The sequence below is a fragment of the Salibacterium halotolerans genome (assembly GCF_900115625.1).
GTDB lineage: Bacteria > Bacillota > Bacilli > Bacillales > Marinococcaceae > Salibacterium > Salibacterium halotolerans.
Window position 1 is genome coordinate 20,564 of record NZ_FOXD01000028.1, and the last position, 21,457, is coordinate 42,020.

Here is a 21,457-nt window from a genome sequence, read left to right on the forward strand (position 1 = left end):
AAATGAAAGGAAAGCATCCTGGATGAGGAGGGGGGAAGGGATGAAAAAGAAAGTCTGTTTTTTAGTAGCGGATCATCCGTTTTTAGATGCAAGAATATTTAAAAAAGAAGCCAAAACCCTGTTCCACCACGGATATGATGTAACAATGATTGTGCCTAAGAAACAGGGCCTGTTGTTTCATATCGACGGGACTTTGTTTCGGGATACATTTCAACAAGATACGTTCATCCATGAAGGCATTAAGATCGTCACGTATGAACAAATACATTTTGAAAAAAAGTATAAATTACTGCATCATCATGTACAATCGGGGAAAGCAGACCGTTTTACGAATACGTTGACCAGACTCGGTATTGCCGAGCAGGCAGATATTTATCATGCTCACGAGTTTTTTTCCCTGTATGCAGGAGTTGGTGTGAAACGGGCCCTTGGTTCCAGCAAAAAATCCGTTTCATTGATTTATGACAGCCATGAGCTGGTGCCGGACCCGAAAAGCCCTATCGGAGAGGGCAGGAAACGAACGATGAAGAAAATGCTGACGGCCATGCTGCAAGAAACCGATTATGTTATTACCGTATCCGAATCGATTAAATCCTGGTATCACGCTGTTCAACCCGGTGTGCCTGTAGAAGTTATTTTTAACTCGCCTCCATTAACGCCGGCATACGAACCCAAATCATATAATAAAAACAGATTGGTCCTCGGTTACGAAGGAATCGTCAATCGAAGCAGGGGAAAAGCAGAAACACTGTTTCAACTGCTGGAGATCAGTAAATCCCGCTTTGATCTGCATCTAAGTATCATAGGCGGTTTAGCTGCTGATAAAAAAGAAGAACTTTCTGTTCCTGTTCATTTGAAGCCTTACGTCCATCTGCACGGATGGCTTCCTTATGAAGACATTCCACAGGCAATGGAAGAGGTGGACATCGGACTGGTGGATCTTGATGCGAAGCATTCATTGAACAATCATTACGCGGTTCCTAATAAATTTTTCAGCTACTTAAACAATGGCGTTCCTGTATTGGTGAATCGTTGTAAGGATATGAGTGATATGATCCACCGTCATCAGTGCGGATTTATTGTAGACAAGGAGCAGGCTTCGGCTGCTGATTATGCGGATGCGTTGTTCTATCTTTATAACCATCAGGAACAACTTCAGAAGATGAGCCAAAAAGCCCGGCGAAGTATGGAGGAGCATTATCATTGGGGGATCATGGAAGAGAAACTGCTTCGTTTGTATGAAAGATTATGAGAAGAAGGTAAACAGTAGTCTATTCCATCAAGTTTCGCGTGAGTGGTATGTCTATCTACACGTGTATTTTCTTCCTGCCATACTGTGACAGAGAAGGAGGTGCTCTTGTGAAACTATTTTTGGACCCCGGTCATGGAGGAAACGATTCCGGCGCAGCCGGAAACGGCCTGCTTGAAAAAAATATAAACTTGGACATTGCTATAAGACTAAGGAACATTTTATTAAATGAGTACCAGAATGTAGAGATTAGAATGAGCCGCAGCTCGGACACCACTGTCAGTCTGGAACAACGGACCAGTCAGGCCAATGAATGGAATGCAGACTATTTCCTATCGATACACTGCAATGCTTTCAATGGTCAGGCTTCTGGGTATGAAGACTATATCTATCAAGGGTTACCTGACTCATCAAAGACAGCGGCGTACAGAAATATCATGCACAACCACGTTACCGCTGTTCATTCCCTGCCCGACAGAGGCAGAAAAAAGGCTGATTTCCACGTGCTGCGGGAATCAGCAATGTCCGCTTTATTAACGGAGAATGGATTTATCGATAACCCCGGTGATGCTTCCTTCATGGCGAGCAGTGAATGGAGGCAGTCTGTGGCCCGCGGCCATGTAAATGGACTGGAAGAAGCATTTAATCTGCAGCACCAGCAAAGTGCAGGCTCTGTCTATAAAGTGATAGCAGGATCCTTTGAGGTCCGGGATAATGCTGATAATCGACAGTCGTTTTTTCAATCGAACGGGATAGAGGCTGTCGTAGTGGAGGCTGTGGTTTCCAATCAAACGAGATACCGGGTGCAGACAGGAGCGTTTAAATACAGAGAGAATGCAGAAAGACGAATGGAAGCAATCCGGAGCTTAGGAATAGAAGATGCTTTTATTCTTGTAGATGAAGATACTTTGCAGATGGAAGAAGACAATGGGGTTTCCATTTTAGGCGAGATGGTCTTATCTCCCCATTTGTTAGATCAATACGTGAAATCCATTAATGACCAGGCTCCTGAAATTGGAGTCTATTACCTGGAATATGGAGCGTATTACGGGATCAGAGGAGATATCGCTTTCGCGCAGGCTTTGCATGAAACCGACTATTTTCGTTTCACCGGTGTCGTTCAGCCTGAACAAAACAATTACGGAGGCCTGGGCGCAACAGGGCCTGACAATCCCGGAGATAGCTTTGACAAACCGGAAGACGGCGTGATTGCCCACCTGCAGCATTTGTATGCTTATGCCTCCACGTCAGATCTTCCATCAGCTTATCCGCTGCTGGATTCCAGGTTTGAGTTGATAAAAAGAGGATCAGCCCCTTCCTGGACCGGATTAAATGGAAAATGGGCTGTTCCCGGCAGCGACTACGGGCAGCTCATCTTAAACGTGTATGAACGACTTATTAAATTCAGCCGGAACACAATGGAGGATGTACTGGAAAATATAAAAACGTAAAAACAAAGAAGCCTCTCCAACGGAAAGCGAAGTGTTTTGATGAAGCGGTGTTTAATGCAACACAAAAATTCCGAACGATTCCTTGAAGGAATCGTTCGGAATTTTTCATTCACTTTGGAGTTTTGTCCCAGAGACTTTCTTCGGACGAAGTGTTTGCTATTCGTCTGTAGAGTTTTCTGCGTTGATATATCCACTTCCATAAATATTTGGATCCCTGTCTCTCCATAGATCTGCTCCGGCCAACAGTTGTTCTTTTATTTGCTGAGGGGAAGCATCCGGATTATTTTGAAGAAGCAAAGCGGCAATGCCGGCGCAAATGGGAGTGGCCATAGACGTGCCGGACATCGTGAAGTAATAGCTGCCCAATCTGCTGCTTTTCCGGGTCCGATCGACATAGGAATTGGGGGAGCGAAGCGAGACAATGTCAACCCCGGGCGCCAGAAGATCGGGCTTTGTTTTTCCGTAGATGGTAGGACCGCGGCTGGAAAAGCCGGCCGCTTTATCATCATCTCTGGTATTCGTATTATTATCATCAAGTGCTCCAACGGTAAGGATCTTTTCACTGACTCCGGGACTGGCAATGGTTTGTGATTCGGGTCCTTCATTTCCGGCAGCCACACAAACCAGAATACCCTGATCCCAGGCGGCATTCACCATTTGTACCATCGGATCATCCTCTTCTTCCTCATACCTTTGGGCAGGACTTCCTAAAGACATACTCATAATATCAATGGAGTAATCCATATCCTGCTGATTATATTCCATACACCAATCGATGCCAAGCATGATGGACTCCAATGTGCCGGAACCTCTATTATCCAGTACTTTAACTCCAATAATGTTGGATTCCGGGGCGGGGCCGCTGTATTGACCGCCGGACGCGGCGCCGCTTCCAGCGGCATCCCCCGCACAGTGAGTTCCATGCCCATTGTCATCATACGGTTCGTCTCTGTTATTTATAAAATCTACAAAATCAACAATTCTATCGGAAAGGTCCTGATGAGGATACACCCCGGTATCGATGACTGCTGTTGTAATCCCCTGCCCTGTCAAAGAGCTGCCGCTGCTTTCCGCGTTGTTGGCACCGGCGGACGCAACAGCAGTGTCCAGAAGCGCGTTAACTTCCCGGTTCAAGAATACTTTTCGAATCCTCGAACTGCGGGAGAGGATATCTTCCAGGGCCCTGGGTGTAACTTCAGCACTGCAGCAGGCAGCTTTGTTAAAATAATTTTTCACTTTACAACGCTGGTGGCTGTGTAACAGGCCCTCGATTTCCTGCAGACCTTCGCTGCACTGATCATAATGAAATCCTATGATAACCGGTAGTTTTTTTCGACTGGTAATCATCCGGTCTATGAGGTTGTGGAGAAAACAAGGAACAGATTTTAAAAAGTCGTAGGAATAGAGCATTTCTTCCCGCAGCGGACGGTCCATTTTTCTGCCCTGGGAACGCATTAACGTAACCATTTTATAATGGAACATTGCTATCATCCTTTCTTTTTCGTGTGCTCGCACACTATGAGAGCGAAAGAATGATAGGAACGGCAGAATGTCTAAATAGATTTGTGAAGCAGGATCTAACCAGCGCGGCCGTGAAGGGAAAGACGAAGCAGATAGGTATCTTCTCTATCTTTTTGAATGAGATAACCAAAACTATTCCAACCCTCCTGATAGTCCAATCATCAACTAAATTTCCACATAAAGTATGAAATGAGAAGCGGAACAGAGCAGTGGAAAAGAGGAGGAGAGACATGAATCACAACAAAAGAGCGCAAACTGTCGCTGTTGTAGGATTAGGGAAAATTGGGCTGACGCTGGCAGCGGTTTTTGCTGATAGTGGGTTTGATGTTATTGGAGCTGATCGTAAGAAGGAAGTCGTGACACTTGTAAATAAAGGATTTTCCCACGTAAAGAATGAACCTGGATTGGATCAGCTGGTGCAGGAGGTCGTTCAGAATGGCAGACTGCGGGCTGTACAGCATACACCGGAGGCGGTGGTTGAAGCGGATGTGGTGGTCGTCATCGTTCCCGTTGTAGTTAGTGAAGATAATGAGGTGGATTATTCGTTTATGGATGCTGCGGTGGAAGATATAGGAACAGGACTAACTAAAGGAACGACTGTGATTTTTGAAACGACGCTGCCTGCAGGAGATACACGGAATAGGTTTGGCAGGAAGCTTGAAGATATCTCCGGATTAAAAGCCGGCGCTGACTTTTATTTAGCGTACAGCCCGGAAAGAGTATACTCCAATCGAATGATCCACGACCTGCAGCACTATCCGAAAATAGTAGGAGGCACAAATGGGAAAGGACTGCAGGCTGCCTCGGCTTTTTATAAACAATCCCTTCATTGTGAAGTGATAGAAGTAGATTCCGCAGAAACAGCGGAATTTTCCAAAACAGCGGAGTGCGTCTACCGGGATGTCAATATCGCACTTGCCAATGAATTAGCGGTCTATGCCGAGAAAAAAGGAGTAGACATTTCGGAGGCGATTAAAGCAAGCAACAGTCAGCCGTTTTCGCACATTCACACTCCTGGAATTGGAGTAGGAGGACATTGTATTCCCATTTATCCCTACTTCTTTATAAAAAGAGGGCTGCAGGACGGGTTGACTCCCATGGCGAGAAAAATAAATGACAGCATGGCAGCCTATGCTGTTGCTAAAATCGAAGATTACCTGGGAATCCTGGAGCATAAAAATGTTCTGATTTTGGGGCTGTCTTATCGAGGAAATGTAAAAGAACCGACAAAAACCACGACATTGCTTCTGACAGAAGCACTAAAACAGAGAAAGGCGCGGGTCTACGTAAACGATCCATTGTTTACGGATCAGGAAATTTCCACGTATGATATGATCCCGTTATCACTGGAAGATGAAAGAATTTCCCAAATCGATACAATCATCCTTCAAGCTTTTCATCATGAATATCACTTTCTTTCTTTTGATGACTTTACGAATTGCAAACTGATTTTTGATGGACGAAATGATTTAAATAAGGAAGAAATTATGGCTTTAGGGATTCACTACGAAAGAATAGGTTTGTGACAAGGGGACAGGGAGGTGAAAGATAGTGAACCGCACAGAGTTTATCCCCATGGTGGATCTTCAGAAAGAAATTGATTTGTTGAAAGCCCCGCTGTTAAAAGAAATGAAAACCGTCCTGAAAAGCGGAGAATATGTGCTGGGAGCGAAAGGAAAGGAACTAGAAAACCAAATCGCTGCCTATACCGGCACAGCTCATGCTGTTGGGGTGGCAAACGGAACCGATGCGTTGTATTTATCATTAAAAGCGTTGAATATCGGACCCGGTGATGAGGTCATCACGACCCCGTTCACTTTTTTTGCAACTGCAGAAGCGATTGCCCTAACCGGTGCTGTACCGGTTTTTGCAGATATTAAGGAACAAACGTATACCATCGACCCAGAGAAAATAAAAGAAGCGGTGACCACAAAAACCAAAGCAGTGATCGTCGTGCATCTATTCGGAAAGGCAGCGGACATGGAAGACATTCTGGAGCTGGCGGAAAAATACAACATGAAAGTGATTGAAGATGCATGCCAGGCGGTAGGAACGAAGATAAAAGATAAAAAAGCGGGGGGCATTGGGAATATCGGATGCTTCTCTTTTTTCCCGTCTAAAAACCTTGGTGCCTTTGGAGATGGGGGAATGATTGTTACCAATGAACAGAATATTTGTGACAACGTTCGTGAACTCCGAAATCACGGCAGTCAAATGAGGTATCAGCATTCTTCCATAGGTGTAAACAGCAGACTGGATGAAATGCAGGCAGCAGGATTACTGGTGAAGCTTAAATACCTGGATCTGTTTCTGCATAAAAGAAAGGAAATTGCCAAGCGGTATACCGAACAGTTAAACCGATACGTCAAGACTCCGGAAACGAGGGAGCAGGAGGGACGGACGTACCATCAGTATTGTATAGAAACAGCGCAGCGGGATGAATTAGCTGCCCATTTGAAGAAGAGCGGCATCGCATCTGCTGTCTATTATCCGGTCCCTCTTCATCTGCAGGAGGCTTTCCATTATTTGGGGCACCAAAAAGGAAGTTTTCCTGTCTCCGAAAAAACGGCAGAACGGATTCTGGCTCTCCCTATTTATCCAGAGCTTTCTATTAAGAAACAAAACTATATCATTTCAAATGTGATCCGATTTTTTGACCAGCAGAAAGATTAATCAGTGCCTAACCACGATTTATAAAAGTCATTCCATTTGGAATGATTTTTTTTTGTAATACTTTCTTTGTGCTCACGAACGTTGTATACGGTGAAATCTTGAAAAAACAAAGGAGCTTCTCTGAAAAGGTTCATTAAAACACTGACGTCCTCGTACAGCCTTCCATGTTCAAAGGGGACCACCGGAAACCCTCCGATTTGTTTCAGCGTAGATGTCCGGTAGATCCGGGGGCCAAGTGGAAAGCGGTAGGATAATAGATCATTTTTCGCACGCACAGGCCTTCCTTTAGAGAGGCCTTTATATAAAACACCACCGTCAGCTGTCTGCTTCCACCGCCGGAGGTTTCCATATAAAACACATGCTGGCTCCGGCAGGTCCTGAAGATAATGTTTCACCATGGATACCGCATCCGGATCGAGCCAGTCATCTGCATCCAGTTCCATCACAAATTCGGTGGAAACGCGGGGGAGGACGTCATTTAGAGCCTTGGCTTTTCCGCCGTTTTCTTTTGCAATGAATGTTACCCGGGGGTGATTTTTCCATTCAGAAAGCCGGCTGCGGGAATCGTCTGTGGAGCCGTCATCAATAATAAAAACGGATTCCGGCTGGACGTTCTGTAAAATGCAGGACAGCAATGCTGTTTCCACATAGGAGCCCATATTATAATTGGCTATAAAAATCGAAAGAGAAGGGGTCTTTGATTTCATGGAAGTAGTTTCATATTTCGTTAAAAAATGAATCTTTTCCCTTTCACTTTTGGAAGTGTTTTTATTTATTTTTTTCAACCCATCCAGCTGCCCCGCTGTTAGGTGGTGATTTTCTAACGCGCTGAGCCAGGCAGGCAGCAGCGCTTCTCGAAAAGGGAGCTGGCGGATGGACGGAAAAGGGTTTTGATTCCCAATACTCGTTCTTATCAGGAACGGCTTCTCAATCACTGCTCTTCCTATGCGCTGTGGAACGGTCATTACTGATTTATAAGGATCAAGGTTTACATAGGACGGCTGAAAGGAGGAAGAGATATAGTCATCGTCATGTAAGAACAAAATATAGGACGTCTTAATAGAGGACAAAATCCGGTTCAAAGCGCTTCCCGGGTCGTGCTCCGGAATAAAGGAAACATCGAAACTGCGACGTTTTGCTTCGTTTCCAATTTGTTTGGCCGGATCCAGGACCATAACCATATTTATACGATGGTGTATCTTTTCAAGGGAGCAGAGCGCCTGTTGTAATGTCTTTCTATTCGAATATCCGAACAGTAAAGCGGTTATATCGTTCACTTCGTAACCCTCCTGTTTTTTCTGTGGGGCGGGGAATATTTATACCTATGATAGAAAGAGCCGGAGGGTTCATGAATATATTGTTGTGTTTCTTATAGTATCAGAAAGTGCATAATGTCAGCGTTTCCTGGATCCAGCTCCAGCGTCCGGCTGCCCGGGGCGCTGGAGCTTTTTTTAATAGAGGACAACTGTGGAAACTTTTTGAAATAGGCAGAAGAGTTAGTAGTCTCCCTATACAATACCCCTTATCCCTGCATCTAATATATTGAAAAGAAGAAAGGAGGATTAATATGGCTAGAGTGAACGCCTCGGCATCCGCAAATATAGAACAGCTGGTTAACCAGTTGTCGAATGTAAGTGCGAATATCGGAGGGGGAACGTCATCTAACAATGACACCACCACATGCTCCCCTAATACCCCTGATACACTGCGGGAAGTTTTATGTTCCTTGGTAGGGGAACAGATTGAGGTGACCACCCCGTTTGGTGTAGTGGACGGTACGCTCTTATCCGTCCAAAGCGACTATATTGTGCTGGTGGATGACACAGGGGCTCAAGTCCTTGTCCGTTATGAAAATATCGAGACAGTAAACGAACTGTAAAGGAGGGTTTCACATTGTTTGAGAACACGTTTGCTGCAGAATTAGCGACGCGGCTTGGTTCAAGAATTGAAGTAGCGACAAGCGAGAATCTGGTCGAAGGCTTACTGATCAGCGTTAACAGTAATTTAATCACCATTGACACGACCAACGGATATGGATCAGGAAACAGGTTGTATATCTCTATTGACAGCATCAACTACGTTCGTTTTCCAGCCACAGCAGCATAGTTAATGCCTGTTAATCTCATCGTGGACACAGAAAAGCTCCCATGGAGACACTCTTAATATAAAGGATGGGACCTTAAAACCTGCTTAAAGAAGCAGGTTTTAAGGTCTTTTTTTATAGTATCCGAACGTATAAAAATCCGTGTATTCAACATCCAGCTGCAGGCGTTCTGTGCTTATATTACTTAAAAAAGGGGCTGTATCAAAAGCCATTAAACTTTAAAGCATCCGCTGCAGGCGGACGCTTGCACTCCAGAGCACAAGGGCGACATCGGCTCGCCGGGGGCTCACCGTGTCTTCTTTGCCGCGGGCAGCGCCTCAGCTACATCAAACGGTAAAGCCGCCGTTTGATGGGATCTTCGGCTGCTGCTTCGACGAACAGGATGTTCTAGTGCCGGCGTTGGTCACAGGACGTGACCGTTTTTAGCCGGCGAACTGCTAAAATGGCGTCGCCGCCTTCCGCTTCTGCCTTGGGCGAATATTCTATATTACAGAAAAGGAGCTGCACCTTTTGATACAGCTCCTCAGGAGTTACGATTCCCTTTTTGTTTTTTAATCGCCTCGCTGATTTCACTGGAAATCGTGAGCGATTTAATGCCGTCTGTCCCACTTACCAACGGTTGTGTGTTGTTCTTGATACAAGAGATAAATTCTTTCAGTTGAAAGGTCAACGGCTGATAGAAGGGGGGGATTTGTATCGTCCTTGTTACGGTACTTGGGAAATCTTTTGTTTTTGGTTTATCGGTACGTGTAATGTTAATTTCATTTCGCAGAAGATCAGCTGTAAAGTAAGCCTTTTCTGTTAAAACCTGAACCGTACGTATCATTTTGTTGGATTGCAGGCTTGCTGTGACCTGCGCCACCACGCCCTGTTTAAACTCAGCAATTACAATAGCATGTTTTGGGGACGTTTCCATTAACTGTCCCACTGTATAAAATTCTTTTAATTCATCTTCCATTAGTTCATTAATGATATAAAGATCATGAATCATTAAATCGTGGACCACATCAATGTCTTTGAATTTTGAATGATACGGGGACATACGGTGCGTATCGACAGCGATTACGTTCTGATCCTGTATTTCTTTTTTTAATGTCTGAATGACCGGGTTAAATAATTCGATATGTCCCACCTGCAGGATGAGATCTTGTTCCCCGGCTTTTTTAACTAACGTTTGGGCCTCCTGGATCGTGGAAGTGATTGGTTTTTCCATCAACATGTGCACCTTGTTTTCAATACAGCGCAGACCGACGTCGTAATGAAACGGGGTCGGCACTGTAATACTAACGGCATCTACTTCCTCTAATAACTCCTCCAGTGAATAGAAGGGGGGGACATTATAGTTTTGGGCCATCTGTTGGTTTCTTTTTTCATTTGCATCATAAATTCCAGCCAGACGGCAGGAATCAGATAAAGACTTGTACGTTCGAATGTGATTCTCGCCCATGTTTCCGGCTCCTACAACTCCGACCTTCATGATGAACCCGGCCTCCTTTTTCAAGTAGTACATGTAATCGAACTACGTTATAGTATGACCACGCTCAGCCGGAGAAACGGCGGGATCAGGAAACAAACGCAGGCCTACCAGGTCATAATAGATTACAGACTATGAAAGTATTGAAAAAGGATGGAGGTAACGTAAGCACAGGACAGGAGATCACGATCAACACAGCCTTTGTAAAAAAGGTAATGTCAAGCAGAAAAAGCGGAAACAGCTATGTGCCGGAGGGGTCGGTGAACGTCGTGAGTCGGCAAGGGACGGATACCAGATTGTTTTTTAGGGAACTGGGCTGAGGAGTATCCATTTCTTTAGAGGCTGGAACACACACAAGCATGGGTGGAGAAAAATATGACATGACAGCATTATTAAAATAGGTCAACTGTTAAATACAAAAAGCTGCCCCGTGCTATTTTGGAATACTGCGAAGTAAAGGGGAACTCAATTGGTGAACTGGATGACCAATACTTTTGCAAATCTACACTTGACTAGGTAAGTTGTCTGGAATGATAGTGATAGTTTCTTCTTTGTTTTTTATTCTCTTAAGTTGTCACTTTTATCGCTATTTTGCACATTTTTTGGGCCATATTTTGCACTATATAATAAATTATAAAGCCTAATTCCCTTTCTTTTGAACAAGGAATTAGGCTTGTGATTTTTATACAATCGCGCCCGTTTGTGTAAGATTCAACAGCTGAATTCAGTAAAGAACTTTATTCCATAGCAAGAGAAATTTTTCTTTCCCTTCCTAACGTACATACGCTGCACAAAAATGCTGCCGCCATAAATTCAACGCTTCAATCCAAGTAGATGTTTTGGACATGATTGATCTGTTGAAGCAATTCATCTTGCAGGTAATCTGGAGAAATGATTTCAACTTTTTCTCCATAGCTTAAAATGACTGATACCGCATACTCCCTTGAATAAAAAATAGTTTGTACATCAATAAAAGCTCCGTGGTTTGTAAACTTCCCCGGAAACTGTTCAAACACACGTGGACATGCAGTCAAATCAAAACGGAGGTGTACATCTATGCCTCTTTCCTGTTTCGGCCGCTTATATTCAGATCTTCGATGAAAATGCTCTTCCAACACGTTGAGATTATCGATCCTTGAAACTCGAAAAAGGCGCTTATCTTTTCTTGATAAGCAATAACCATTCATATACCAACTGCCTTGTTCCCATAAAAGATTTAGAGGTTCTACTTTCCTTTCTGACACCTGACCGGAAGCATCCGTATAGGTAAACACTACTTTGTTTAATTGATCAATTGCCTCCAGCAAAGGAAGAATAATAGCTTTCTGTTCATCTGAAGCGCTGATATCAAAAGTAATTTTATCCTGGCGCTCTGAATTTAACAAAGCGGGCTGTAATGTGCTTAGCTTATTGAGTAACGCCGTATATTTAGCCCCACCGACAGCTCCCTCAACACCTTTGAGTAAATGATAGATCATCGAAAAATCCTCAATTGTAAAGTGCTGTTTTGTTAAAAAGTACCCACTCAAAAGCTCAAAACCGCCATCCGTTCCGGAGAATGATGCAACAGGGATACCGGATTGGCTAATCAAGTCAATATCACGGTAAATGGTCCGAACAGAGACTTCGTATCTGGAAGCTAGCTCAGTCGCTGTCACTCTTTTTTTCGTTAACAAGGTCATCGTAATACCTAGCAGACGATCGAGCCTCATTTTTCACACCTCACGGCAATAAACTTTTCTAACTACCTTGGTTCGTAGATAAAACCATTAATAAAAGATTTTTTTCTGCTTGGAGACACTATCAACAACTATATTCTTTAATATTGAATAATGGCCCCTCCCAGTTTCTTAAGTGTGGTTCCCGCAGGGAGGGACGCACCTTTTATTTAGTATCAAAGTGGAGTTTTTAGATTAAACATACAGTAAAAACATTGGCTATAAAGAAATTGCTTCCAGCAAAGGCAGGCTATTGTGATTGGACCTGACGGAAAAACATTCGTACGTCTTCAGCAAAAAGTTCGGGTTGTTCTAATGCAAAAAAATGTCCTCCATGTTCATATTCATTCCAATGCACAATGTTATGATCTTTTTCTGCCAAGCGCTTTATGGCTGTATCGTGGGAGAGGGATAACAACACACCAGTCGGAATTGTACCTCGTCCTTTTGGTATCCAAGCTGATTCGTCATGCATGGACTCATAATAAACCTGGGCTGATGAACCGGCAGTTCCGGTAAACCAGAATAGGCTAACATTCGTCAGCATACGGTCGCGGTCAATTGATTCCTCGGGCAAACCATCCATCGGATCCGTCCATTTTTTGAATATCTCGACAATCCAGCCGAGTTGACCGATTGGAGAATCATTTAGTCCATAAGCTAAGGTTTGTGGGCTTTTGGACTGAATTTGCAAATAACCATCATTAAACGTTTCCAACCTTGTCATTCGTGTTTGTTCATCTTCCGTCAAATTATCCAGCTCACCTTCTTCACCTGATGGAAAGGTAAGTAAAGCATTTAGGTGTAGCCCCACGATTCGCTCCGGGATAAGATGCCCCATTTCAGGAGCAATAAAAGCACCTGTATCACCGCCCTGCACCCCGAACTTTTGATAACCAAGCCCATCCATTAAACGAATAAAAGCTTTCGCCATACGGCTAGGAGTCCAACCTGGCTCACCCAATGGTATGGAATAACCAAAGCCCGGTATTGATGGAATAACAAGGTGGAATGCATCCGCAGCTTGTCCGCCATGGGACCGGGGATTGGTTAAGGGATCAATAACATCTAGGAATTCAACAAATGATCCTGGCCAACCGTGAATGAGCATCAACGGAGTTGCATCAGGTTCGGGCGACTTAATATGAAGAAAGTGAATGTTTTGCCCGTTAATTTTCGTTATAAACTGAGGGAATTCGTTAAGTATTGCTTCATGCCTACGCCAATTATAGCTGTTTTTCCAATAATCGGCCAGTTCCTTCAAATAACTTTTTGGAATACCACGCTCCCATCCGGTTCCCGCAAGTTCTTCCGGCCAACGGATGCGGCCTAACCGTTCTTTTAAATCATCAAGATCGACTTTTGAAACCTCGATTCGGAATGGTTGAATGGAATCAGATGCTTGCTTTGAAGTGTACTTTGCTTGTTTGTTATTAAAATTACTCATATAAAAAAACACCTTTCTATATTTGAATAATCATATAATAAAACATTAATCCTGACATCTTGTATGTCAGGATTAAAAAATTTCAGATAATAAATTAATCAAGTATATAAAACGATCATTTTTTCCTCTTATTAGAAAAATAATAAAAACCTTTAAGAAAACTTGTTAGTAAACGTCTGACAAGAAAAGAGCATTTCTTCAGAAGTCAATGCTGAGCTCAAATTCTTATTACAGAATGGCGCCCAATAATGGAATAAATTTATCAATGCAACCTCGTTAACCAATCACATCTTTCTTCCTAGCTGCTATTATAAATTCACTTCTTATGCAGCTCAATCCATTCCTTAACCAAATGCTTTAGTGCGGCGCGTAAATAAGCTTCTTGGATCAATTCGTTAAGTTCATCCCAGTCTCCTTCACGCGGATTTTTAATAGATACCCAGCCGTGATTCCCTGTATGAGTGGTTTTGAAAAACTTCTCGTTCTGCAGCAAAAACTCTTGCATTTCCCGATCTGATTTAAATGACAAACCGGCCCTTTCAGTTAATTTCACGAAAGATTTTCCATTGATTTGAAAGGAAGTGTGCCCGAAACCATCGATATGGTCAATGGCTTCGGGAAGTGCAAGGCTGATTTTGCGCGCCTTTATGAGCATTCCATGTCACTTTCCTTGTGAATTCACTCTTTTATTCACCTCTCTAATATTAAAAATCATGTACCGTTACACAAAGCTGTATAACGATTCCAAACGGATCTCGTACAATCGCATACCCGGGGCTGAACGTATTTTTCTTCAGTGGTACTAATACGGTTACCTTTTCATGTTGAACGAGAGAATCATAAAGGTTCGTAATGACATCCTTATCTTTCGACTGAATACACAATGACGAACTGTTACCTAATTGCCAGGGGCGCGAAGTATCCATTGCTTCCTCCGCAACCATTAGTTTATTAGCTCCTATTTCTAAGACAGAATGTGTAATATATTCATCCTGGCCTTCTTCATAACTAAAATGAGGATTCATTTCCCTCATTTCCTTATAATTTTTCTTAAAAAGAACTGTAGCACCTAAATATTGTTCATAAAATGCAATTGCCGCCGCAGCTTCTCCATTTAAAGATAAAAACGGGATTACTTCAAAGTTCATTTTGTTGCCTCCTTCATCATAATTGATTACACTTTCAAGTATAGTCAATAAAGGTGACGAATTAAGGCACCATTAAGAGGTGTTTTTATGAAAAAACCAGAACGTATCAATCAAATGCTGCGCTTCATCAATCAAAAACAACATTTTACACTTCAAGATTTAATGCATGAATTTCAAATATCAAAAAGAACGGCGTTAAGAGACATCGCAGCGTTAGAGGAAGTCGGTGCACCAATTTATGCTGAATATGGTCGTTACGGAGGCTATCGATTGCTTAATCAAATCCAGGTTCCGCCGATTTCCTTCAACAGTCAAGAAGTCTTTGCACTTTATTTCGCCATGCAAGCACTGCAAAGCTTCTCAAATTTACCTTTTCAAGTATCTTTTCGTTCCATCCATGAAAAATTCCTCAACGAATTATCGGATAATCAAAGACAAGAAATAGAAAGAATGCAAAACCGGGTTGCCTTTCGACATACAGAACAAATTGCCGATAGTGCACATTTAGAACCTTTGTTAACGGCATCTGTAAAAAATAAAGTATTAAAAGTAGACTATCAAAAAACATCACAAACAAGTACTCGGACGATACAACCAATCTCGATTTACTCGATGAAAGGCTATTGGTATTGTCAGGCTTATGACATATGTAAAAAAGCTTACCGTGTTTTCCGTTGTGACCGCATAACATCGGCTGAAATAACAGAGATCCAACCACTAGCGGGTTTAAATGAAATGACGATGAAAAGTGCTCATTCTCTTTGGAAACCATCTGAAAATGCCGTTCAATTTAAATGTTTAGTTGACCGGAAGGGAGCGGAGCTTTTTCTACAGGAACATTACCCATCGATGAAGTTAGTTCATGAGAAAGAAAATATGTACATTGTCGGTACATATGAGCCAAAGGAGCTTGATTTTATCATTAAATACCTTGCCGGATTTGGAAAATCCATGAAAATAATTGAGCCTGTTATTTTAAAAGAAAAATTAAGAAAATACTATAAGGATTTACTTAATGGTATTTAGAGCTTGTAGTGCCTATTTTTAAACCTGTCCTGTAAATGTGTTACTTCAGAATATGGCTCTTACATGCGAAATGAGCGCGATTCTTCTTAAGGAATCGCGCCCGATTGCTGAATAGTCTTTTCCGATATTTAGCTGGTATTGAAGAACAAAAGGTAACCATTACTTTTGATATTGCTACGTTTCCGCATGTTCCAACATGTTCTTTTACTTCAATCTTATCACAAAACCTAATTACACTTATAACATTTAACTGAATATTTTCATAACCACTGCATTATACACGATAAAACAGTTTCGCTACAATAGAACTAGAGAATGTTTCAAAAAGTGAGTGATTCCATTGTCCAACATTTTGCTAATTGAAGATGATACAAGCTTGTTTCAAGAAATAGAGGAACGCCTTTCCAGTTGGGATTATGAAGTATACGGTGTAAGTAGCTTTAATGAAATCATGCAAGATTTTACAAGCCTAAAACCAGACTTGGTTATTATTGATATTCAATTGCCGAAATACGATGGTTTCCATTGGTGCCGGATGATTCGGACGCACTCCAATGTTCCCATTATCTTTTTATCTTCCCGCGATCATCCTACCGATATGGTCATGTCGATGCAGCTTGGCGCGGATGATTATGTTCAGAAGCCGTTCCACTTTGATGTATTGATTGCAAAAATACAAGCGATCCTCCGACGCGTTTATGATTACAACACGGAGCAAATAGAACTGCGCACGTGGAATAGCGCGACGCTTGATTATGCCAAAAATACAGTAACCAATCAGAAAGGTACTATTGAGTTAACGAAAAATGAAATGTACATCCTGAAAGTTTTAATCGAGCGTAAAAACGAAATTGTCAGCCGCGAAGAAATCATCCAGAGGCTTTGGGATGACGAACGTTTTATTAGTGACAATACCTTGACCGTCAATGTGAACCGGCTGCGAAAGCGGTTGGATGAACTCGCATTAGGCCGTTTTATCGAGACAAAAGTCGGGCAAGGCTATCAGGCAAAAGAGGTGGCCCAACCAAATGATTAAAAAGTACTTAATCGAGCGATGCAGCTGGCTAATCCTATTTATCGGGCTACAACTGCTTACGATTTTTATTGCCCTGATCGACCCGAGTATCACCGTCCGTCCCGTGTTATATATTGTTTTTTTATCGACTGTTATCCTGGTTGTATTTGTCATCGTCCGCTATCAAAAGGAAACAGCATTTTATAAACAACTACGGGATAGTGATTACGACTTAACCGATATAAATAAGGGAACGAGCCCGTTCGAAAAAATTGTTGAAGAACGACTTGATGGGCAAACGAAACAGTACAAAAATGAGCTTTCACAGCACAATATAAAACTAGAACAGGAAAAAGATGAGCTTTTATCGTGGATCCATGAAGTGAAAACACCACTAACCGCAATGCAGCTTATGATTGAACGCGTAGAAGACAAAAAGGTTAAAGAGCAATTAAAGTACGAATGGCTGCGAATGTACCTACTTCTTGATCAGCAGCTGCATCAAAAGCGCATTCCTTTTATGGAAAACGACTTATATATCGAACAAACCAACCTGGAACCACTGATTTTTCAGGAAATAAAAGCATTACAATCCTGGTGTATGCGCAAGGGGATCGGTTTTGACGTTTCTTTAGAAATAGAGGAGGTTTTAACGGATGCCAAATGGCTTGCCTTCATTATTCGGCAGCTGTTAACCAACGCCATCAAATATACGGAAAGTGCCGATATTTCGATCACCAGCTACCGTGAACAACAGCACACAACGCTTGCCATCAAGGACCACGGCAGAGGTATTGATGCCAAAGACTTGCCGCGCATTTTTGACCGCGGTTTCACCTCTACTACTGCCCATCAGGACACCGCTTCATCTGGTATGGGACTCTATTTGGTAAAAAATGCGCTAAAACCATTACACATCAAGATCAGTGTTCAATCCAATGTCGGAGAAGGGTCGACATTTACATTAACATTCCCCAACAAAAGTGAATTTGTTGCGATTACTGGCATGTGACAAGATTGTCACATGCCAGTATCATTTGTTCGGTGAATCGTAGGAAAAATGGATGGCATACGTTTATGATGGAAATAGTTTAAAGGAGTGAGGACATGATGTTACAAGCAATGAAAATTCATAAAAGCTTTGGAAACAAATTTAATAAACAAGAAGTCTTAAAAGGGATTGATATTAACGTCGATAAAGGCGAATTCGTCAGTATTATGGGGGCATCTGGTTCTGGAAAGACAACACTGCTTAATGTGCTTTCTTCCATTGACCGGGTAAACCGAGGAACGATCATCATTCAAGGGCAGGAATTAACATCGATGAAAGATAAACAGCTCGCAACATTCCGTAAACACCATTTAGGATTTATTTTTCAGGAGTATAATTTGCTTGATACGCTGACCGTCAAGGAAAATATTTTACTGCCACTGTCCGTTAATAACGTATCGAAAAAAGGGGCGAACCAAACGTTTAAGGAGGTAACAGACGAGCTCGGTATCTATGACATCCGGAATAAGTATCCGAATGAGCTTTCCGGCGGACAAAAGCAGCGCACATCGGCAGCGCGTGCGTTCATCCACGAACCAAGCATTATTTTTGCAGATGAACCGACTGGGGCCCTTGACTCGAAATCAGCATCCGATTTATTAGATAAACTGAACAACTTAAATCACACACGGGACGCAACGATTGTTATGGTAACCCACGACCCGGTCGCTGCCAGCTATTCAGGACGGGTTGTTTTTATCAAAGACGGCCAAATGTATACCCAGCTCAATAAAGGTGATCAAACACGGAAGACCTTTTTAAAAGATATCATGACAACACAAGGTGTCCTGGGCGGTGTTTATAATGAGCATTAACCGTCTGATTTGGCAAAGTCTGAAGAAGAATATCCGGAGCTACTACCTGTACGTATTCGCCTTGATCTTTAGTGCGGCGCTATATTTTGCATTTGTCACGCTGCAGTTTGATCCGGCATTGGACACCATGTCGGGTACCGCAAAAGGATCAGCGGGAATTTACACCGGATCAGTATTACTTATCGCCATTGTTACCGTATTTCTGTTATATGCCAACAACCTGTTTATTAAACGTAGAAGTAAAGAGATCGGTTTATTTCAGTTGATTGGCATGACAAAAGGTAAGATTTTTCGCATTTTGAGTATCGAAAATAGTGTCCTTTATGCCGGATCGATAGTCATTGGCATTTTTCTCGGTTTTGCTGGTTCGAAACTGATCAAACTTATTTTCTTCCAAATAACGGGGATTGATCAGGTTGCGGCATTAAATTTTTCAGCTAAAGCCACGGGACAGACGCTGCTTGTCTTTCTCATCATTTACCTGTTCATTATGGTCATGAACTATTTGTTTATAAACCGGCAGAGCGTTCTGTCCCTGTTTCAGATAAGGTCCAAATCAGAGAACGTGAAAAAAATGTCGATTATGCAGATACTGATCGGAATTATTGGTATTGGACTTATTATGACCGGATATTATTTATCCACGAAACTATTCAGTGGAGATATTGATAACCAGCTCTTTTTTGCGATGTTGAGTATTTTAGGTTCGGTTATCATTGGCACCTACTTGTTTTTCAAGGGATCGGTCAGCTTTATCCTGCAGCTAATTCGCAAATCGAAAGCCGGTTACTTATCGATTAACAATGTGCTATCCTTGTCGTCGATCATGTTCCGCATGAAGTCGAATGCTGTACTGCTGACGGTCATAACAACCGTTTCTGCTTTGGCAATCGGCTTATTATCGCTCACGTATATTTCCTATTATTCAATGGAAAAATCGGCCCAGCAGATAGCGCCTAATGACTTTTCCCTTACAGATGCAGATGATGCCAATAGTTTTAAGGAAGAGTTGAATGCGGAACAAATCGAATATGAAGAAACGCGGATTGATTTTATAACTGTCCGTGCCGATATAACAGACGCTCTGGAATCGGCTCCGAGCAATTTTAATGGTGAACTGGAGAATACCAGGATAGTGGTCGTCAGTGACCAAGCAACAGCGGACATCAATGTTTCGCCGGATGAAGCGGCCCTTACCGGGGTCGGTGGTTCCAGTTCGCAATTCCTTTCCTTTCAAGAGGAGGGCAACATAACCCTGTCCAGTCAAACCAGTACCATTGATGCACATTATATAGAATCAAAGGAAAGATCACTTTTGCCAAGGATTCAGTCACTCAATTTTCCAGTTGTCGTTGTGGATGATCGCGATTATCAGCAGCTGGAAAAAAGTCTGGACCCGGACATCCAAGGAGCTTTCGGTTACGAATACATCGGGATTGATATTGCCGATGATGATCAGCTGAGTCAGGCAAATGCTATCTTTCAGGATTGGGACAACGAGGAGAAAAATCCGGCTTACAGTTACTTGGAAAGCGTCAACCAGCAAAAACAGCAACTCGGTCTGACTATGTTTATTGTCGGATTTCTCGGGTTAACTTTCTTGATTACATCCGGGTGCATTCTGTACTTTAAACAGATGGATGAGAGTGAAGAGGAAAAGCCCACATACACAATTTTACGGAAACTTGGCTTTACCCAGGACGATTTAGTTCGTGGTATTTGGTATAAACAACTTTTCAACTTCGGTATTCCATTAATACTCGGACTGTTGCACAGTTATTTCGCCGTCAAATCAGGCTGGTTCATATTTGGTACGGAAATGTTAACGCCAACGGTAATCGTCATGGCCATTTATACCGTTCTGTACTCGATCTTCGGTGTTTTATCGGTTCGTTACTATAAGCGAGTGATTCGAGAAGCATTGTAAACGGGCAGTCCTCCGCCGTCTAAATGCATATAGCGGCGGAGAGCCTGATTCTATCATTGTAAGATAGCTACTTTTTTGTATTGAAAGGATGTTGAATAATGAAAAAGCTCAAGGGCATTGGCATTGGAATTGTAGTAATATTAATTTTAATTGTGGGGTATACATTTCTACCACAAACAGTGACAGAAGTGTTAGACCGGGGAAATCCTTTTATTTCCCAAGAAGATGTATATGTTCAAATCGATGAACATCAACCAAAAAAGGGTCAGCATCGCTATGAGTATTCCCTAATAGGTTATACATCAGATGGTAATGAAAAAAAGGTTACCTTTACTTCTTCGACAATATTACCGGAAGGTTCATATCTAAAGGTTGATGCAAAAGGATCCTACGTAAAAACATGGGAAGTGGTAAAATCCCATAAACTTCCCTCAAAAGCCAAAGAGGAATTTGAAGAGTAATGCAATATATATTCTTGATGCGGGGAAAGTTTACCACACTTAAATATCACATCTATTTAATGTCATAATAACAAACTACTATTTTAAACAACCGCAATTTCTCACTGAGAAATTGCGGTTGTTCGCTATTTATAGAAATTCTTTTATTTTTATTTATCATTTATCTGGGAAAACAATCATATAAAAGGCATTTGAATAACAATCATCTACTTTAACCGTAGTGACGGTTTCACTGATACTATACCTTTATTCAATTAAATGGCCCGTTTGTTTAATTCCTGATATACTGGACCCAAGATTTCAGACACGAAAAAAGGATGTGTTAAGGTGTGGGTATGAAACGTAAACGATATACCCCAGCATTCAAAGCGCAGATT

The 21,457-nt window shown here is 42.3% G+C and carries 19 protein-coding genes; 12 read left to right on the forward strand and 7 right to left on the reverse strand.

Annotated features, from left to right (window positions below):
* Positions 1–40: 40 nt before the first annotated feature.
* Positions 41–1,252 carry a glycosyltransferase family 4 protein gene (locus tag BM124_RS16565; RefSeq protein ID WP_170841194.1) on the forward strand — a complete coding sequence of 404 codons (1,212 nt, stop codon included), beginning with the start codon at positions 41–43 and terminating at the stop codon, positions 1,250–1,252.
* A 107-nt stretch (positions 1,253–1,359) separates the two neighbouring features.
* Positions 1,360–2,700 carry an N-acetylmuramoyl-L-alanine amidase gene (locus BM124_RS16570; RefSeq protein ID WP_093339184.1) on the forward strand — a complete coding sequence of 447 codons (1,341 nt, stop codon included), beginning with the start codon at positions 1,360–1,362 and terminating at the stop codon, positions 2,698–2,700.
* A 156-nt stretch (positions 2,701–2,856) separates the two neighbouring features.
* Here the strand turns inward: BM124_RS16570 and BM124_RS16575 are convergent, their stop codons facing one another.
* On the reverse strand, positions 2,857–4,182 hold the full coding sequence (locus BM124_RS16575; protein WP_093339185.1) for a S8 family peptidase: 1,326 nt from the start codon (positions 4,180–4,182) through the stop codon (positions 2,857–2,859).
* 269 nt (positions 4,183–4,451) lie between these two features.
* On the opposite strand from BM124_RS16575, the gene BM124_RS16580 reads away from it, so the two are divergent.
* Together BM124_RS16580 and BM124_RS16585 are read left to right on the forward strand one after the other, a co-directional pair.
* The gene (locus BM124_RS16580; RefSeq protein ID WP_093339187.1) at positions 4,452–5,747 is read left to right on the forward strand and encodes a nucleotide sugar dehydrogenase; all 1,296 of its coding nucleotides are present in this window, start codon (positions 4,452–4,454) and stop codon (positions 5,745–5,747) included.
* Positions 5,748–5,772: 25 nt separating this feature from the next.
* Positions 5,773–6,894: a DegT/DnrJ/EryC1/StrS family aminotransferase gene (locus BM124_RS16585; RefSeq protein WP_244504384.1), complete on the forward strand. Its 1,122-nt coding sequence runs from the start codon at positions 5,773–5,775 to the stop codon at positions 6,892–6,894.
* On the opposite strand, the gene BM124_RS16590 is transcribed toward BM124_RS16585, so the two are convergent.
* Positions 6,891–8,171: a glycosyltransferase family 2 protein gene (locus BM124_RS16590; protein WP_093339188.1), complete on the reverse strand. Its 1,281-nt coding sequence runs from the start codon at positions 8,169–8,171 to the stop codon at positions 6,891–6,893. The genes BM124_RS16585 and BM124_RS16590 overlap by 4 nt on opposite strands.
* 290 nt (positions 8,172–8,461) lie before the next feature.
* On the opposite strand from BM124_RS16590, the gene BM124_RS16595 reads away from it, so the two are divergent.
* Entirely contained in the window at positions 8,462–8,773 is a 312-nt protein-coding gene (locus BM124_RS16595) for a DUF2642 domain-containing protein (protein ID WP_093339190.1), read from the forward strand.
* A 14-nt stretch (positions 8,774–8,787) separates the two neighbouring features.
* Positions 8,788–9,000 carry a hypothetical protein gene (locus tag BM124_RS16600; RefSeq protein WP_093339192.1) on the forward strand — a complete coding sequence of 71 codons (213 nt, stop codon included), beginning with the start codon at positions 8,788–8,790 and terminating at the stop codon, positions 8,998–9,000.
* 521 nt (positions 9,001–9,521) lie between these two features.
* On the opposite strand, the gene BM124_RS16605 is transcribed toward BM124_RS16600, so the two are convergent.
* From BM124_RS16605 to BM124_RS16630, 5 genes are all read right to left on the reverse strand, one after another.
* Complete coding sequence (locus BM124_RS16605) at positions 9,522–10,475, reverse strand: Gfo/Idh/MocA family protein (protein WP_170841196.1); 954 nt, start codon at positions 10,473–10,475, stop codon at positions 9,522–9,524.
* An 818-nt stretch (positions 10,476–11,293) separates the two neighbouring features.
* Positions 11,294–12,154, reverse strand: coding sequence for a helix-turn-helix transcriptional regulator (locus BM124_RS16615; RefSeq protein ID WP_342028646.1), 861 nt, complete (start codon positions 12,152–12,154; stop codon positions 11,294–11,296).
* Positions 12,155–12,440: 286 nt separating this feature from the next.
* A complete protein-coding gene (locus BM124_RS16620) occupies positions 12,441–13,637 on the reverse strand; it encodes an epoxide hydrolase family protein (protein ID WP_093339198.1) in 1,197 nt (398 codons plus the stop codon).
* Between the two features lie 316 nt (positions 13,638–13,953).
* Entirely contained in the window at positions 13,954–14,292 is a 339-nt protein-coding gene (locus BM124_RS16625) for an MmcQ/YjbR family DNA-binding protein (RefSeq protein ID WP_093339199.1), read from the reverse strand.
* Positions 14,293–14,341: 49 nt separating this feature from the next.
* Complete coding sequence (locus tag BM124_RS16630; RefSeq protein WP_093339201.1) at positions 14,342–14,785, reverse strand: VOC family protein; 444 nt, start codon at positions 14,783–14,785, stop codon at positions 14,342–14,344.
* 87 nt (positions 14,786–14,872) lie between these two features.
* On the opposite strand from BM124_RS16630, the gene BM124_RS16635 reads away from it, so the two are divergent.
* From BM124_RS16635 to BM124_RS16660, 6 genes are all read left to right on the forward strand, one after another.
* Positions 14,873–15,811 carry a helix-turn-helix transcriptional regulator gene (locus BM124_RS16635; protein WP_093339202.1) on the forward strand — a complete coding sequence of 313 codons (939 nt, stop codon included), beginning with the start codon at positions 14,873–14,875 and terminating at the stop codon, positions 15,809–15,811.
* Between the two features lie 340 nt (positions 15,812–16,151).
* Positions 16,152–16,847: a response regulator transcription factor gene (locus BM124_RS16640; RefSeq protein ID WP_010532237.1), complete on the forward strand. Its 696-nt coding sequence runs from the start codon at positions 16,152–16,154 to the stop codon at positions 16,845–16,847.
* On the forward strand, positions 16,840–17,838 hold the full coding sequence (locus BM124_RS16645; protein ID WP_093339204.1) for a sensor histidine kinase: 999 nt from the start codon (positions 16,840–16,842) through the stop codon (positions 17,836–17,838). The genes BM124_RS16640 and BM124_RS16645 overlap by 8 nt, the downstream gene beginning before the upstream one ends.
* Before the next feature lie 95 nt (positions 17,839–17,933).
* Positions 17,934–18,692, forward strand: coding sequence for an ABC transporter ATP-binding protein (locus BM124_RS16650; protein WP_093339205.1), 759 nt, complete (start codon positions 17,934–17,936; stop codon positions 18,690–18,692).
* On the forward strand, positions 18,682–20,619 hold the full coding sequence (locus tag BM124_RS16655; RefSeq protein ID WP_093339207.1) for an FtsX-like permease family protein: 1,938 nt from the start codon (positions 18,682–18,684) through the stop codon (positions 20,617–20,619). The genes BM124_RS16650 and BM124_RS16655 overlap by 11 nt, the downstream gene beginning before the upstream one ends.
* Before the next feature lie 98 nt (positions 20,620–20,717).
* Entirely contained in the window at positions 20,718–21,080 is a 363-nt protein-coding gene (locus tag BM124_RS16660) for a YxeA family protein (protein ID WP_093339208.1), read from the forward strand.
* The last annotated feature ends 377 nt before the right edge of the window (positions 21,081–21,457 follow it).